The following is a 15172-nucleotide window of genomic DNA, read 5'->3' on the forward strand; positions in this document are numbered from 1 at the left end:
TTTCGCGGCAGGGGGTGTTTCGGCTGGGACCTATTCGGCCGGGCTGCGCGGGGTTTGCCCAGAGTCAATGGTCCTCTGGTGACGGCCGTGAGGCGGGCGTAGTCTTAAAGCGCCTGCAGGTAACCATCTGATGACTCCGGGTTGTTCGGGACATGGAAGTGTCCGAGCCGTCTCTTAGCGAGATCGCGAAGGTACCTGCAGGCCTGACGTCCGCCGCCGCTTCGGTGGGCGGACGCTTTTCTTTTCCACCGTCGAACTGCTCTGATTTGCTCTGTGACCGGGGGCGGAGCCCCGAAGCCAGGACGGCCGAGTTATGGCATTCCGTGGTTGGTGGGCCGTACCCCGAGGAGTTTCTGCGAAAGTGGCGTCATGGACTTCGATGTGCAGACGCTCACCGCCGCTGGCTTTACCGGTTTCCGGTCGTTCGCGGAACTCGAGCTGAATGAGATCCCGCAGGCCCCCGGTATCTACGCGGTGCTGATGCCGGAGGGCTTTACGCCGCGGTTTCTGGCGGGAAGCACGGGAGGTCACTTCAAGGGCAAGGATCCTTCTCTTCCTCAGGCCGCCTTGTCTGCCGAATGGGTTGCCGGGGCTGAGGTCCTCTATATCGGCAAGGCAGGCGCCGGGAGGACGGGTAAGCGCGGCCTTCGAAAAAGGATCCAGGAATTTGCGGACTTCGGACGCGGTGTCCCGGTGGGCCATTGGGGTGGCAGGCTGCTGTGGCAACTCGCAGATTCGCAGGCCTTGATGGTTGCTTGGAAGGAACTACCTCCGGAACTAGTGAACGCAGCGGAAGCACGTTATCAGGAGGATTTTCGTGCGTTCCACGGCCGGCTGCCGTTCGCCAACCTTGTTCAGGCCCGCATCACAGCGAATTAAGCCAGACCGGCCTCAGGTGGTTGTCTCAGGCCGCTGCCGCTGCCGCGGCGCCAAGCCTGGCGTGCTTGGGCGCCATGGCGACGTACCGGAGTTTGCGCCGGTGGAGCGATGTGGCCGATGGGCGAGGCGGAGTGCCCGGCAGGGGTGGTGATGTGGAGTAGTACCTGTGGCCGGTCGGTGTTGTCAGTTCAAGGGTGTGGCGGGGACGGGGTGCGGGGCGTGCGTTCCAGCCGGGGGTTTCTTTGGTGTGGTTGCAGGCTTCGCAGAGGCCGGCGGCGTTGGTGCTCGTTGTTTCTCCGCCGTGGTGCCAGGGAATGATGTGGTCCAGGTGGCGGATGGGGGCGTCGCAGTACGGGGTGCGGCAGGTGTCGTCCCTGGCTTGGATGAAGCGGCGCAGTCCGGGTGGGAAGATCCGGGCGCGGGAATCCATGGCGACGAGCTCGCCGCTGCCGGGGTGGGTATAGAGCCGGCGCAGCCAGAGCCGGAACGCGGGATCGTCGACCACTCCGGCGGTGCCGCCCGGTTGAGGCGGGCCGCCGGGCCGAGGTGGACTGCCTCCGCCTGGACCCGGAGTGGTGCCTTTGATGAGGGTGCGGGCCCAGCCGGCGGGGACGGTGCCGTAGCCGGGGAGCCGGGCGGGTTCGGCGTCGGCCTGGAACAGGGTGCGGTCGGTCATGACGACCTGGATCTCGACGCCGCTGATCCCGCCGGGGGTGCCGGTGGTGCGTTCGACCAGGGCATCGGCCATCAGCTGCCCGCGGCCCCTCGGATCCCCGCCACCCCGGAGGGTGTCGGCGTGCCCGCTAAGGGCCTTGTAGACGGCGACGCCGGCGGTCACGGGCAGCAGGGCGGTGAGGTGGCACATGGTGTCGGGGGCCGGGCGGAGGCTGACGTGCCGCTCGGAGGCGGCGTGCGCGGCACGTTCGGTCACGGAGCGGGGGTCACGCCGGTAGGCGGCGGCCCGGGCCGCGGCGATCAGGGACCGGTCCCCGGCGCCGGCGAACGTCCCGGCGTCGGCCGCGAGTTCGGCGTCGACGGCGGCCCGGTCGGCGGCGGTCAGGCAGGCGGTTTCGCGCACGAGCAGGGTGGCGCGCCATTCGTTCAGCTGCCCGGTTTGCAGCGCGGCGAGGGTGTGCGGCATTTCGGTCACGAGGGCCCTGGCCAGGCCCAGGAGCCGGCCGCCCTTGGCGGGGGATTCGCGCCGGGCGAGGGCGAGCTGCGCGCCGATCCCGGCGCCGAGCTTCTCCACGGGAATTCCGGCGGCGGTCTGGGCGCGGCGCTGCCGTGCATCAAAGTCGAACGCTATCCGGGCCTGCAGGGCGGCCGCGGCCGACTTCATGTCCTCAAGCTCGCGAAGCTGGTCGATCATCCCGGCACTGTCCGTGGCCGGAAGGATCTCCGACATCATGCGGACTAGGTCCTCGACGGCCACCGGAGCACTGACCGGAACGGCGCCCGCGCGGCTCCCGGCGCGGCTGAGGCCGCCGTCGCCGTGTCCTGCCGGAACCACTTCGGGCCCCTGATTGCCGTCCATGAATCCAGTCTCCTCCGGGGGTACGACACTAACGGGAGGCCGAGGCCGGCGGACAGACCGCGGGAACCCGTGGGTGGTCACCACACCGATGGCGGCATGACAGACTCCGGGACCCCGCCCGCCGGCGCCCGCGCGGCCCCCGTCGCGGCCGAAGCCGCCGTCGCCGTGTCCCGCCGGAACCACTTCGGGCCCCTGATTGCCGTCCATGAATCGAGTCTCCTCCGGGGGTCTGACACTTAAAGGGGCAACCAGATGGAGGTCGCGAGGTCAGCGGGGTTGGGGTTTCGTTGGCGGTTGTGGAGGTGCGGCCGCGAGTTCCCGGCGTCCGAAGACCCCACCCGGCCGCCCCGCCCCTGTCTCAAACACCGGCGCGGGGTCCATCATGGGAGAGGGCGTTAGCGTTGCGCCCCAGGCGGAATCGGGCGGAGGATTGTCCATGAACCAGAGGGAATCTATCGCGACGAGGATCAGCTCGCTGCCTTCGGACCGCCGCTCGCTACTTAGAGCGGTCGGCGTCGGGGCCGCGGGGATAGCGGGCATGCCGCTGCTGGCCGCCTGCACGGCCCAAAGTGTCCCCGGCGGTGCCGGAAGTAGTGCCCCTGGCGCCTCCGGTACGCCGTCTCCGTCGCTGCTTCCGGCGCCGGAACCGCAGGTCAAACCGCTCCTGGACCAAGAGAAGGTCAACGTCGCCTTGGCAAAGCTGGATGGGATGGTCCAGGGCGTGATGGAAAGTACCGGTGTTCCCGGCGTCGCGGTGGCCGTGGTCTACAAGGACCAAATGGTGTACGCCAAGGGCTTCGGCGTGCGGGAATCGGGCAGACCCGAGACAGTGGACGCCGATACCGTCTTCCAAGTGGCCTCGGTGTCCAAACCCTTGGCCTCCACGGTGGCGGCCGTGGCCGTGGGCCGCAAGGCCATCTCCTGGACGGAACCGGTGATCAACCACACCCCCGGCTTCGCCCTGAAAGACCCCTACGTCACGCGGAATGCCACGGTGGCCGACCTGCTGTCACATCAAGGCGGCCTCAGCACGGGGGCGGGCGATCTGTTGGAAGACCTCGGATTCGACCAGTCCTATATTCTCAGCCACCTCAACCAGCAGCCGCTGGACTCATTCCGGTCGAGCTACAACTACAGCAACTTCGGCTACACGGCTGGTGCACAGGCTGTCGCCGATGCCATGAACAAACCTTGGGCAGACCTCGCCGAAGAAGTCTTGTTCAAGCCCCTGGGCATGACCTCCACGAGCTATCGCCACGGTGACTACCAAAAAGCGACGAACAAGGCTCTGATCCACGTCCCCGCCGGTAACAAGACCTGGGTGGCCAAATACACCCGGGATGCCGACGCCGAAGCACCCGCCGGCGGGGCCAGCTCCTCCGTGCGCGACGTGGCGCGCTGGATCCGCCTGCAGCTCGCCAACGGCAGCTTTGAGGGAAGCGAGGTTATCGACCCGGACGCGCTTGGCGTCACGCATATCCCGCATGCCGTCTCGGGCCCACCGGCGACGCCGGGCGCCCGTACCCGCTTCTACGGCTTGGGTTGGAACGTCTCCTACGACGACCACGCCCGGCTCATGCTCGGGCACTCGGGAGCCTTCAACCTTGGGGCCGCGACCGCCGTCTCCCTGCTCCCCGGCGAGCAGCTGGGCATTGTGGCCCTAACGAACGGCCGCCCGCAGGGCATCCCCGAAGCCATCTGCGCCGCATTCCTGGACACGGCCCAGAACGGCGCCCCGACAGTGGACTGGATCGGATTCACCTCGGGCGTCTTCCAGAAGATCGATGAGGCGGAGAAGCCAAAAGTCGACTATTCCAAGGCGCCGGCGCAGGCCAAACCGGCGCAGGGCAACGATTTCTACGTCGGCAGTTACACGAACTCCTACTATGGCCCGCTCACCGTCTTGGTGGAGAACGACGTGCTGACCCTTGAGCTGGGCCCGGCCGGCAGGACCACCAAGTTCCCGCTCACTCATTTCGACGGCGACACCTTCAGCTTTGAATCCATCGGCGAGAACGCCAACGGTCTTGCCGGGGCAATCTTCGCCCCCGGCGCGGACGCTGCCCCTGGTGCGGACGCCGCAGCCGGAGGCAGCACGGCGTCGAGCGTCAGGCTTGATTTCTACGATCAGACCGGGCTGGGCACCTTCATCCGCGGCTGAGCCCGGACTTCAGTGAGTGAGCTTCTTCCGTAAGCTTCAAAGGAACGCCACGAGCCCCGATCCAAGGAACCCATGCCCATCAACACACAGTCGCTGAAACAGGACGGATTCACCGGTTTCCGGCCCCTCCAGGACCTTGACATCAACCGGATCCCGCAGAAGCCCGGGATCTTCGTGGTGCTGCGGCCCGAGGGCTTCCGGCCGCAGTTCCTGGCCAAGAGCACCGCCGGCATCTTCAAGAAGAAGAACCCCACCCTGACGACGGAAGCTCTCGACGCCGAATGGGTGGACGGCGCCGATGTCCTCTTCGTGGGAAAAGCCGGCCCCGGAAGCAAGGGCAACCGCGGACTGCGCCGGCAGATCCAGGAATTCGTCGACTTCGGCGAAGGCAAGCCGCCGGGCCACTGGGACGGCCGGCTCATCTGGCAGCTCGCCGTGCCCGGGTCCCTGATCATCGCGTGGAAAGAGCTGCCCGTTGAGCAACTCAACGCGGCCGAAGCCCGGTACCATGCCGCATTCGTCGAAGAATACGGCCGCCTGCCGTACGCCAACTTGGTCCAGGCGCGCGTCAACGGTGCTTAGCCGCCGTACGTGAACCGCCCCGCCACCAACGTGGCCGCCACCGGCATCGCCGCAAACTCCGCATCCGACACGGTCAGCGGGTCGCCGTCGAGCACTGCAATATCGGCGGGGTCCCCGACCCGGAGACGGCCGCGGCCGCGGGACGAGGACGTGAGGGCCTCCTGCCGCGTGAGGGCCTGCTCGGCATGCCATGGCCCGCGGCCATCCAGCCGGGCCCGCGCCGTGGCGGCGGACATGGCAATCCACGGGTCCAGCGGGGCCACCGGAGCGTCCGAGCCCAAGGCGAGAGTCGCCCCGGCGGCCAGCAATGAACGGAGCGGGAAGGACCGGTCCGTGCGCCCCGGCCAGTTCGCCTCGGCGGCGTCCCGGTCATCGAGGGCATGCGCAGGCTGGACGCTCGCGGTCACGCCCAACCGGCCGAAGCGGGCGAAATCCTCGCTCCGGACAAACTGGGCATGCTCCACCCGTCCGGCGATGCCCGCAGCCTCAAACGCATCCAAGGCGACTTGGTTGGCCGCGTCGCCAATCGCGTGGACCGCCGGCACAAAACCTGCCTGCCGCGCCCGGACCAGCAGGGCGAGCAGCTCCGCCTCGCTCACCGTCAGCAGCCCGTGGCCGCCGTTCGGATACGGGTCAACGCAGTACGCTGTGCGGGTATTGAGCGAGCCGTCGATCAACACCTTCAGGGGGCCCACGCTCAGGAGCCCGCCGGCGCCGGCCACCGACAAACCTGTCCGCAGTCCCTCGGCCACGGCCCGGTCCAGATCCTGCGGATAGACGCCCGCCTCAACCCGCAGGGCCGCGAAGCCGCCGGAGATCCTCCGCAGCCAGGCGTCGGGGTTCCACGTCATCTCGAAGTCCACGATCCCGACCACGCCCCGCGCGGCCGCAGCCTGACCTGCCTGCCAGACCCATGGGTCCACCACCGCATCCGGCAGCTGGCCGAGCTCCCGGGTCAGGTCGAACGCCGGTTCTTCCCGGAGCAGGCCGCCCGCATCCACCGGCACGCCGTACTGTTGGGCGGCTGCGGAGTTGAGCCAGACACTGTGGAGGTCGTGGCTGATCAGCGCCGTCGGCCGGCCACGCGTCACGCCGTCCAGGAGGTCCAGGCTGGGCAGGTCCGGCCAGATGGCATCGCGGAATCCGACGCCCACCAGCGTCTGGATGGGACCCGGAGCGCCGGCGCCGTTTCCGGCCCCGGCGCTAGTGTCCCCGGCCATATGGGCCCCGACGACGGCGGCCGCCTCGCGCGCCGAACCGGCACCGGAGAGGTCAAGCCGGTTGGAGGCCAGCGCCCACTGCGTCATGTGGACATGCTCGTCCCACAGCCCAGGAATGACGTAGCGGCCGTCCAGGTCCACCACCCGGGTTGCAGCGGGGAGCGCACTCGAGTCCCGGCGCGACGGGATGATCGCCGACACGGCCCCGGCGCGAAGATGAACGTCGAGGCATATTTCCTCCCCGGGGTGCCGCACGGAGGCCAGCACGAGATCCGGGGCGCGGCAGGGATCGAGCGGATCAGACATAGAACAAGGCTAGGCGTGCCACGCCGCAGGACCCAAAAGGCGCACACGGGACTTTCGCCCCTTACCCCCGCCACGAGCGCCCCCCAAGCTGAGTGTGTGTGGGGAGGTTGCTGCACGGCCAGTTGGGGGCCGTGTTGAGCGAAGAACCCTTCACGCAATACGGCACGGGTCTCACCGCGAATTGGGGAAGGAAATGGCGTTTTGCACTTTCCGGCTTCAGCAGGAAAAGGCAGGAGACCACGGCCACATGAGTATCCATCACCATTCGGGGGACCCTAAACTCAAGGTGCTCATCCGCCTGAACGCCGACGCCGAAACAGCTCGGATCGAGGTGCATGGTGTGGTGACCGTAGCCAACGTGCGGGCACTGTATGTCGTTTGCCGCCGCGTCACGACCAAGCTTCCCGGGTTCGAACTCGTGCTCGACCTCGCCCATGCCCGGGTGTCGGCCGCCGCGATCGAGGAACTCCGTGAGCGTGCCCGCGCCTCGTTGCTGTATTCGGGGATCGATGGCACGGAGACTCCGTGCCGTTTGCGCCTCGTGGACCCGCTGGTCATCCTCAAAACCAAGGAGCACGTATGAAAGCCCTCGTCTATGGCGGTCCCGGGGAGAAATCGTGGACCGAGGTCCCTGATCCCACAATCCAGAATCCCAGCGATGTGATCGTCAAAGTGGACACCACCACCATCTGCGGGACCGATCTGCACATCCTCAAAGGCGATGTTCCCGCGGTGGCCAAGGGCCGCATCCTGGGCCACGAAGGGGTCGGCACCATCACGGAGATCGGTGCGTCCGTGACCAGCCTCAAGGTCGGGGACCGCGTCATCATTTCGTGCATCAAGTCCTGCGGGCACTGCGCCAACTGCAAGACAGGTCTGTACTCGCACTGCCTGGGGGAGGAGGGAACCTCTGGCATCGGCTGGGTTTTCGGACATCTAATCGACGGCACGCAGGCCGAGTTCGTCCGCGTCCCCTACGCCGAGAACTCCCTGCACCTCCTGCCTGAGGGGGTCAGCGACCAACAGGCCGTCATGCTCTCCGACATCCTCCCCACCGGCTTTGAGATCGGCGTGCAGTACGGCCGGGTCAAGCCCGGCGACACGGTCGCCGTCATCGGCGCGGGCCCCGTGGGACTTGCCGCGATCTCCACCGCCGGCCTCTACGGCGCCGCGACGATCATCGCCGTCGACCTCGACGCGAACCGGCTTGAGAAATCCCGCGAATTCGGCGCCACCGATGTGGTCCTCTCTTCCGATGCCGACTGGAAGGAGCAGCTCATGCTCCTGACCGACGGGCAGGGCGTCGACGTGGCGATCGAGGCCGTCGGCGTCCCGGCGACCTTCACGATGTGCACCGACATCGTGCGTCCCGGTGGCACCGTTGCCAACGTGGGCGTGCACGGCAAAGCCGTGGAACTGCACGTCGAAGACCTCTGGATCCGGAACATCAACATCAGCATGGGCCTGGTCAACACCAACACCACCCCCATGCTGCTCAAGCTCGTGGCACAGCAAAAGATCCCCGCGGACAGTTTCGCCACCCACCACTTCACCTTCGACGAGTTCATGGAGGCGTACGACACTTTCGCCCGCGCCGCGGAGACGAAGGCCCTCAAAGTCGTCATCACGGCATGAACGCGTTCGTTGTCCTCCACGCCGGCGGTGCCGGCATCATCGCCGAAGCCAAGCCGTTCGTGATCTCGCTCGGGCCGTAGCGGCCCGGGCCGCCAGCTTCCGGAAGCCACGCCCGGCCGGGCGTGGCAAACGGACCATCTGAAAGGACGGCGGCCATGAAAGCAGGCCGGATTGTCATGCTGGTGATCGGCTCGCTGTGCGCGCTGGTCGGTTTGGGATTGTTGGCGGGCGCCGGCTTTGCGGGCTGGGTAAACTACCAGCAACGCGACGGCAGGTACTTCATCACGCCGTCGGCGCCGTTTTCAGGCAATTCCTACGCGCTAACGACCCCCCGGCTGGACCTCATGACCGGCGGCGGGGTGGACGACGGCGTTCCAGTGGACTTTGCGGGCAGCGTGCTGCTCCGCGGTTCCTCCACCGATCCCGGCAAGGAAATCTTCATCGGAATTGCCCCGCGGGCCGACGTCGCGACGTACCTGGCCGGTGTCCGGCGCACCGAAATCGTCGACGTCAGGTTCAACCCCTTCCATGCGCAGTACCGCGAAGTGGCCGGTTCCCAAATCCCGTCCAATCCGGCACAGCAGACCTTCTGGGCCGCGACTGCCACGGGCCCGGGGGAACAGGAACTGACCTGGGACCTCCGCTCCGGAGCCTGGGCAGTGGTGGTCATGAATGCCGACGCGACCTCTCCGGTGAGCGTGAATCTGCAGGCCGGGGCGCGCACCGATCTGCTCCTGCCGGTGTTCATTGGTCTGCTGGTCGGCGGCCTTGTGATGCTGCTGATCGGGGTGCCCCTGATCGTGCTGGGCGCCGTTGGACTCGGCCGTGGCGGCCCGGGCAAAGGCGGGACGGGCAGCGGTGTCCCTCCCGGCTACCTGCCGGCCCAGCCGGGCCAGCCCGGTCAGCCGTATCCCGCGGGTCCCTACCCGCCCAGGGCCACCCCGGGCCAGCAGAACAGTGCTGCCCCGCCGGGTGCCGTAGCGGCCTACGCTGCCCCGCCGGGGACTCCGTATCCGGTGGCGCCGGGTGCGACGACCCCATACGTCTACCCCGCCCGCCTCCACGGCTACCTCGACCCGAACCTGTCACGGTGGAAGTGGCTCGTGAAGTGGTTCCTGGCCATCCCGCACTACTTCGTCCTGTTCATCCTCTGGTTCGCCTTCGGAGTGGTCACGATCGTGGCGTGGTTCGCGATCCTGTTCACGGGGCGCTACCCGCGCTCGCTGTTCAATTTCAATGTCGGCGTGATCCGCTGGAACTGGCGCGTGGCCTTCTACGCCTTCAGCGCGATCGGCACGGACGTCTATCCCCCCTTCACGCTGGCCCGCACCGATTACCCGGCGGACTTCGACGTCGACTATCCCGAACGGCTGTCCCGCGGCCTGGTGCTGGTGAAATCGTGGCTGCTGGCCATTCCGCAGCTGCTGATTATCAGCCTGCTGACGGGGACCGCGAGGACGTGGGAGTACCGGAACGGCGAGTGGGTGCAGCATGGAGTGGGCATCTCTCTCCTGGGGCTGCTGGTCCTCATTGCCGGCGTGATCCTGTTATTCACGGGCCAATACCGGCAGGGGCTCTTCGACCTCCTGCTCGGCCTGAACCGCTGGATCCACCGCGTCATGGCCTACGTCGCCCTCATGCGCGACGAATATCCGCCGTTCCACCTCGATATGGGTCCGGTCGATCCGGGCGAGCTGCCGGTGCCTACATACGCCGGACCCGGCCCCGCGGTCGGGCCAGGCCCCGCAGGACCCGGCCCCGCGGTCGGACCAGGACCCGCCGCCGGGCCTGCCGGACCCGGATCCGCCGGGCCTGGACCAGCCGCCGGACCCGGAGGGCCGCCCAGAAGCTAATGCCGCGCTGCTCCCGGTCCTCTTGCCACCGGCCCGCCGCAAGAACATAGTTGAGGGAATTCACGTACTCCGCGGCACAAGGCAGGCGACCATGGTGAACATCGGGATTCCTGAAAGCGGCTTGCTTCACGGCAAGACCGCCCTGATCTACGGCGGCGGCGGAGCGGTCGGCGGGGCGGTGGCAAGGGCTTTCGCGGCCGACGGCGCCACGGTGCACATTGCCGGGAGGACGGAATCACGGCTGGAAAAAGTTGCCAATGACATTCGCGAGGCAGGCGGCACCGCCGAAACCGCCGTCGTCGATGCCCTGGACGAAGAGCAGGTGGATGCCTTCGTAAGCCGGGTGGCGAAGAAGACCAAGAGGATCGACATCTCCTTCAACGTGATCTCGTTCGGCGACGTCCAGCAGCCACTCATGGAAATTGATGTGGATGACTTCACCCAGCCCATCACCCTGGCCGCGCGGACGCACTTCCTGACCACCCGCGCGGCCGCCGCCTACATGGTTAAGCAGCGCTCCGGCGTCGTGCTCATGTTCGGGGGCTCGGGGCCGCAGACGATCCCCGGCCTGGGCGGTTTCAAGGTGGCGCTCGACGCGATGGAGGGGCTGCGCCGGCAGTGGGCCCTGGAACTGGGAAAACACGGCATCAGGGTGGTCACCATGGTCACCGGCGGCATTATCGAAACCATCCCGTGGCAGGCCGAGGGCCGCGAGGAGATCGTGGTGGAGATTGCCAGGGCCGCGCACCTGAACCGCACGGCCACGCTGGCGGATGTCGGTAACGTGGCATCCTTCATCGTCTCGGACAAGGCGGCGGCCATCACGGACGCGACCGTCAACATCTCCGCCGGCGCGATCGTGGACTACTGACCGCTTAGGCCACCAGGTTGGCTGCGGCGACGTCCATGTGCTCGAGGACCGTCGTGCGGGCCAGTGTCGCGTTGCCGGTCTCGATCGCGGCGACGATGTCGTGGTGCCGGTCCACGCTCATGTTCTTGACGGCCCTCTCGATCCCGGCAAACATGATGGACATCCGAATGGAGCCCTCAAGCGACTCCCAGGAGTGCAGCAGGGTCTCGTTTCCGGTGAGCCGGCACAGTGTCCGGTGGAACTCCAGATCGGATTCAATCCGTTCCTCCAGGCTGGCCTCGGCGGCCGCGGCCATGGCATCGACGGCCGAGCGCAGGGACGTAATCACGGAGGCCCGGTCCGGCAACTCACACAGCGTCCGGACCGCAAGCGATTCGAGCGCGGCCCGGACGGCGAAGATGTCCCGGATTTCCTTGCCGTCCAGGTGCCGCACGGACAGCCTGCCGCGCGGTCCGGCCGACAGGAGTCCTTCCTGCTCCAGCTGACGCAGGGCCTCGCGCAGTGTCCCGCGGCTGATCTGGAGCATGTCGGAGAGTTCGGTCTCCACCAGATGCCGCCCCGGCTCCAGCTCTCCGCTCGTGATGGCCGTGCGCAGGGCGGATAGCGCCTGCTCGCGGAGGCTCTTCTTTTCCAGTCCGAGAAGCGGGGCTGTTGCTCCGGCCATCGTTAGTCCTCACGCTCAGTGGTCAACTGCCTGTCAGTGGTCAACTGTCTACAGTTGGTGTGTTAACAGTTGATGGTACGGCACGGGCGGGGCCGGTGACTCCCGGCCCCGCAACATCCTCAGCCCAGTTCGGCGAGCACCTTGGCGACGATCCTCTGCACCGAGAGGCCGTAGCGTTCGTGCAGGGTGGGCAGTGCGCCGGCGTCCAGGAATTCGTCCGGCAGCGCCACCGGCACCACCCGTTTGCCCAGTCCCGCGGTGACCACGGCCGAGGCCACGGTCTCGAACAACCCGCCCACCACACTGTGGTTCTCCAACGTGACCGCCAGGCGGTCGGTGTTCAGCTCGGCGAGGACCGTCGCGGTGTCGAACGGCTTGATGGTGGGGGCGTGGACGACCGCGACATCCACGTGGTGCGCTGCCAGCGCCTCGGCCGCCTGGAGGGCCCGCATGGTCATGAGCCCGCTGGAGATGAAGACGACGTCACGGCCTCCACGCAGGACTTTCGCCTTGCCGAGCTCGAAGGTGTAGTCGTACTCGTCCAGCACGGTGGGGACGTTGCCGCGCAGCAGACGCAGGTATGTGGGCCCCTCGCTGGCTGCCAGCTGCGGGACCGCCTGCTCGATGTCCAGCGAGTCGCAGGGATCCACGATGGTCAGGTTGGGCATCCCGCGGAAGATCGCCATGTCCTCGGTCGCCTGGTGGCTTGGACCGTACCCGGTGGTCAGCCCCGGGAGCCCGCCGACGATATTGACGTTGAGGTTCGGCTCGGCGGCATCCAGGCACAGGAAATCGTAGGCGCGCCGGGCAGCGAACACCGAGTACGTCGAGGCGAACGGGACCAGGCCGGTCTCAGCCAGGCCGGCCGCGGCGCCGAAGAGCAGCTGTTCGGCCATGCCCATCTGGAAGAAGCGTTCCGGGAAGGCCTGGGCGAAAATGTGCATGTCCGTGTACTTGCCCAGGTCCGCGGTCAGTCCCACGATCTTGTCGTTCTCCTGCGCGGCCTTGACCAGGGCGTGCCCGAACGGCGCGGACGCGGTCTTCTGGCCCGGGTCCGCGAAGGAGGCGATCATGGCAGAGGTCTTCAGTTTCGGTGTTGTTGCGGTACTCATCGTGCGGCCTTTCCTTCGAAACCTGCGGTCAGCTGCTCGCGGCAGAGCTGCCATTCGTGTTCTTCGATGCGCATGAAGTGGGCTTTTTCGCGGTCCTCGAGCAGCGGCACGCCGCGGCCCACCTTCGTGTCGCACAGGATCACGGAGGGACGTCCGACGGCGGCCGCCTGGGCGGCCGCGTTGTCGAACGCGGCCAGCAGCGCGCCGACGTCGTTCCCGTTCACGCGCTGGGCGTACCAGCCAAACGCCTGCCACTTTTCGGTGACGGGCTCGGTGCGCAGCACGGTGTCGGTCTTGCCGTCGGCCTGCAGGGCGTTGATGTCCACCATGGCGGTGAGGTTGCCGAGCTGGTGGTGGTGGGCGCCCATCGCGGCCTCCCACGTGGAGCCCTCGTCGAGTTCGCCGTCGGAGAGGAAGTTGTAGACCCGGGAACCCGAACCCTGGTAGCGCAGGCCCAGGGCGGCGCCGACGGCGATGGAGAGGCCGTGTCCGAGGGAGCCGCCGGAAATCTCCATACCGGGGGTGTAGGTGGACATCCCGGACATCGGCAGCCGGGAGTCGTCCGAGCCGTAGGTCTCCAGTTCCTTGACGGGGATGATTCCAGCCTCGGCGAGGGCCGCGTAGTGGCCGATCGCGTAGTGGCCGGTGGAGAGCAGGAACCGGTCGCGGTCCTCCCACCCAGGATCGTCGGCGCGGAACCGGAGCTGGTCCGCGTAGACCGCGGCGAGCATGTCGGCCGCGCCGAGGGCCTGGCCCACGTAGCCTTGGCCCTGGACTTCGCCCATGTTCAGGGCATGGTGGCGGATCCGGTAGGCGGCCGCTTCGACCCGTGCCAGGCGTTCTGCCTCGACGTCGGAGGCCTTGCCTCGGGTTGTTATTTCCTGTGTTGAAACCACAATTCTGCCTTTCAAATATGACGTGACGAGCTGCTGCGGGATGCCTTCGACGGCTTCCGGGGCGGTGCGTTTCTACGCGCTCACGTGGGTGGGGGTGCTTTTGGTGGCCTCGGCAGCGAGTTCACGTTCGCGCTTGCCCCAGGTTTCACGGGTGGCAACGGCGGCCCACAGTCCGATGGCGGCATAGGTGCCGAAGAGCAGTGCCGGTCCCATCCAGCCGAAGCTGACGAAGAGCAAGGTGGTGATGAACGGGGTGAACCCTGAGACCATGGCCGAGATCTGGTAGGCCAGCGAGGCGCCGGAGGCGCGTGTCTTGGCCTGGAACAGCTCCGGGAACCACGGGCCCTGGGCTCCGGCCAGGGAGTTCTGGCAGACGGCGTAGGAAATCACGAGGGTGGCGATGATGAAGATGAACAGTCCGGTGTTGACCAGCAGGAACATCGGCACCGCGAAGGCCACGGCGAAGGCGCAGGACCAGATGTAGAGCGGGCGCCGGCCGATCCTGTCCGTCAGCCGCGCCCAGGCCTGGGTGGCGAAGATGCCGATTGCGGAGGCGATGCACAAGGCCACGAGCGTCTGGGACTTATCGGCCAGGTGCTGGCTGTTCAGGTAGGAAATCATGTACGTGATGGACACGGCGTAGCCGGCGGTCTCGGCGATGCGCAGGCCGATGCCCTTGACGATGTTGCGCCAGTCGGTCTTCAGGACCTCCGTGATGGGCGACTTGACGATGTCGCCGCTGTCCTTGACCTCGTCGAAGACGGGGGACTCGGGGACCTTGGAACGGATGATCAGTCCGACGACGACCAGCACGATGCTGGCGAGGAAGGGAATGCGCCAGGCGAGTTCGCCGCCGAGCTGGACGCTGAAGAGGAACACGAGGTTGGCCAGCAGCAGCCCGACCGGGAAGCCGGCCTGAACCATGCCGGTGTACTTTCCCTTCGATTTCCAGGGTGCGTGTTCGTAGCTCATGAGGATGGCGCCGCCCCACTCCGCGCCGAAGGCCAGGCCCTGGATGATGCGGACGAACACCAGCAGAGCCGGAGCCAACAGACCCACTTGGGTGTAGGTGGGGAGCAGGCCGATGACGAAAGTGGCGATGCCCATGAGGATGAGGGAGGCCACCAGGACCGGCTTGCGGCCGACTTTGTCACCGAGGTGCCCGCCGATGATGCCGCCGATCGGGCGGGCCGCGAATCCGACACCCAGGGTGGCGAAGGCAGCCAGGGTTCCGGTCACGGGATCGCCGGTGGGGAAGAAGGCCGTACCGAAGTACAGGGCAGCCGCCGTGCCGAATCCGATGAAGTCATAGGTTTCGATGACCGCGCCGACGCTGGAGCCGATCGCGACCCGTTTCGCTTCCCTGGTGCCGTGCACCGGGCCCCGCATGGTCAGAGCTTCGTTGCTCATGTCAATCCCTTTCGAAGAGAGCTGCCGACGCTTCCGCACCGACACTGTC

The 15172-nt window shown here is 67.2% G+C and carries 13 protein-coding genes; 7 read left to right on the plus strand and 6 right to left on the minus strand.

Annotated features, from left to right (window positions below; genetic code table 11):
* Positions 1–369 precede the first annotated feature (369 nt).
* On the plus strand, positions 370–879 hold the full coding sequence (locus C566_RS0119640; RefSeq protein WP_018776065.1) for a hypothetical protein: 510 nt from the start codon (positions 370–372) through the stop codon (positions 877–879).
* A 25-nt stretch (positions 880–904) separates the two neighbouring features.
* On the opposite strand, the gene C566_RS21850 is transcribed toward C566_RS0119640, so the two are convergent.
* The gene (locus C566_RS21850; protein ID WP_018776066.1) at positions 905–2413 is read right to left on the minus strand and encodes an HNH endonuclease; all 1509 of its coding nucleotides are present in this window, start codon (positions 2411–2413) and stop codon (positions 905–907) included.
* Between the two features lie 436 nt (positions 2414–2849).
* On the opposite strand from C566_RS21850, the gene C566_RS0119655 reads away from it, so the two are divergent.
* Together C566_RS0119655 and C566_RS0119660 are read left to right on the plus strand one after the other, a co-directional pair.
* Positions 2850–4574, plus strand: coding sequence for a serine hydrolase (locus C566_RS0119655; protein ID WP_155846955.1), 1725 nt, complete (start codon positions 2850–2852; stop codon positions 4572–4574).
* A 72-nt stretch (positions 4575–4646) separates the two neighbouring features.
* A complete protein-coding gene (locus C566_RS0119660; protein ID WP_018776069.1) occupies positions 4647–5156 on the plus strand; it encodes a hypothetical protein in 510 nt (169 codons plus the stop codon).
* Here C566_RS0119660 and C566_RS0119665 read toward each other — a convergent pair.
* The gene (locus C566_RS0119665) at positions 5153–6682 is read right to left on the minus strand and encodes an amidohydrolase (protein ID WP_026266880.1); all 1530 of its coding nucleotides are present in this window, start codon (positions 6680–6682) and stop codon (positions 5153–5155) included. The genes C566_RS0119660 and C566_RS0119665 overlap by 4 nt on opposite strands.
* A 247-nt stretch (positions 6683–6929) precedes the next feature.
* Here C566_RS0119665 and C566_RS0119670 point away from each other — a divergent pair, with 247 nt between their 5' ends.
* From C566_RS0119670 to C566_RS0119690, 4 genes are all read left to right on the plus strand, one after another.
* Entirely contained in the window at positions 6930–7265 is a 336-nt protein-coding gene (locus C566_RS0119670; RefSeq protein ID WP_026266881.1) for a hypothetical protein, read from the plus strand.
* Positions 7262–8317, plus strand: a complete 1056-nt coding sequence (locus C566_RS0119675) for a zinc-dependent alcohol dehydrogenase family protein (protein WP_018776072.1) — start codon at positions 7262–7264, stop codon at positions 8315–8317. Before C566_RS0119670 ends, C566_RS0119675 begins: the two co-directional genes overlap by 4 nt.
* A gap of 155 nt (positions 8318–8472) precedes the next feature.
* Positions 8473–10170 (plus strand): DUF4389 domain-containing protein, encoded by a 1698-nt coding sequence (locus tag C566_RS0119685; protein ID WP_018776073.1) that lies wholly within the window; start codon positions 8473–8475, stop codon positions 10168–10170.
* A gap of 91 nt (positions 10171–10261) precedes the next feature.
* On the plus strand, positions 10262–11041 hold the full coding sequence (locus tag C566_RS0119690) for an SDR family NAD(P)-dependent oxidoreductase (protein ID WP_018776074.1): 780 nt from the start codon (positions 10262–10264) through the stop codon (positions 11039–11041).
* 4 nt (positions 11042–11045) lie between these two features.
* Here C566_RS0119690 and C566_RS0119695 read toward each other — a convergent pair whose 3' ends face one another.
* The 4 genes from C566_RS0119695 to C566_RS0119710 all read right to left on the minus strand — a co-directional run bounded on the left by C566_RS0119695 (position 11046) and on the right by C566_RS0119710 (position 15123).
* Positions 11046–11705: a GntR family transcriptional regulator gene (locus C566_RS0119695; RefSeq protein WP_018776075.1), complete on the minus strand. Its 660-nt coding sequence runs from the start codon at positions 11703–11705 to the stop codon at positions 11046–11048.
* A gap of 119 nt (positions 11706–11824) precedes the next feature.
* A complete protein-coding gene (locus tag C566_RS0119700) occupies positions 11825–12817 on the minus strand; it encodes a transketolase family protein (protein WP_018776076.1) in 993 nt (330 codons plus the stop codon).
* Positions 12814–13713, minus strand: a complete 900-nt coding sequence (locus C566_RS0119705) for a transketolase (RefSeq protein ID WP_018776077.1) — start codon at positions 13711–13713, stop codon at positions 12814–12816. The genes C566_RS0119700 and C566_RS0119705 overlap by 4 nt, the downstream gene beginning before the upstream one ends.
* Positions 13714–13785: 72 nt before the next feature.
* Positions 13786–15123, minus strand: coding sequence for an MFS transporter (locus C566_RS0119710; protein ID WP_018776078.1), 1338 nt, complete (start codon positions 15121–15123; stop codon positions 13786–13788).
* Positions 15124–15172: the final 49 nt, after the last annotated feature.

Source organism: Arthrobacter sp. 131MFCol6.1 (genome assembly GCF_000374925.1).
In the GTDB taxonomy this organism is placed as follows: Bacteria; Actinomycetota; Actinomycetes; order Actinomycetales; family Micrococcaceae; genus Arthrobacter.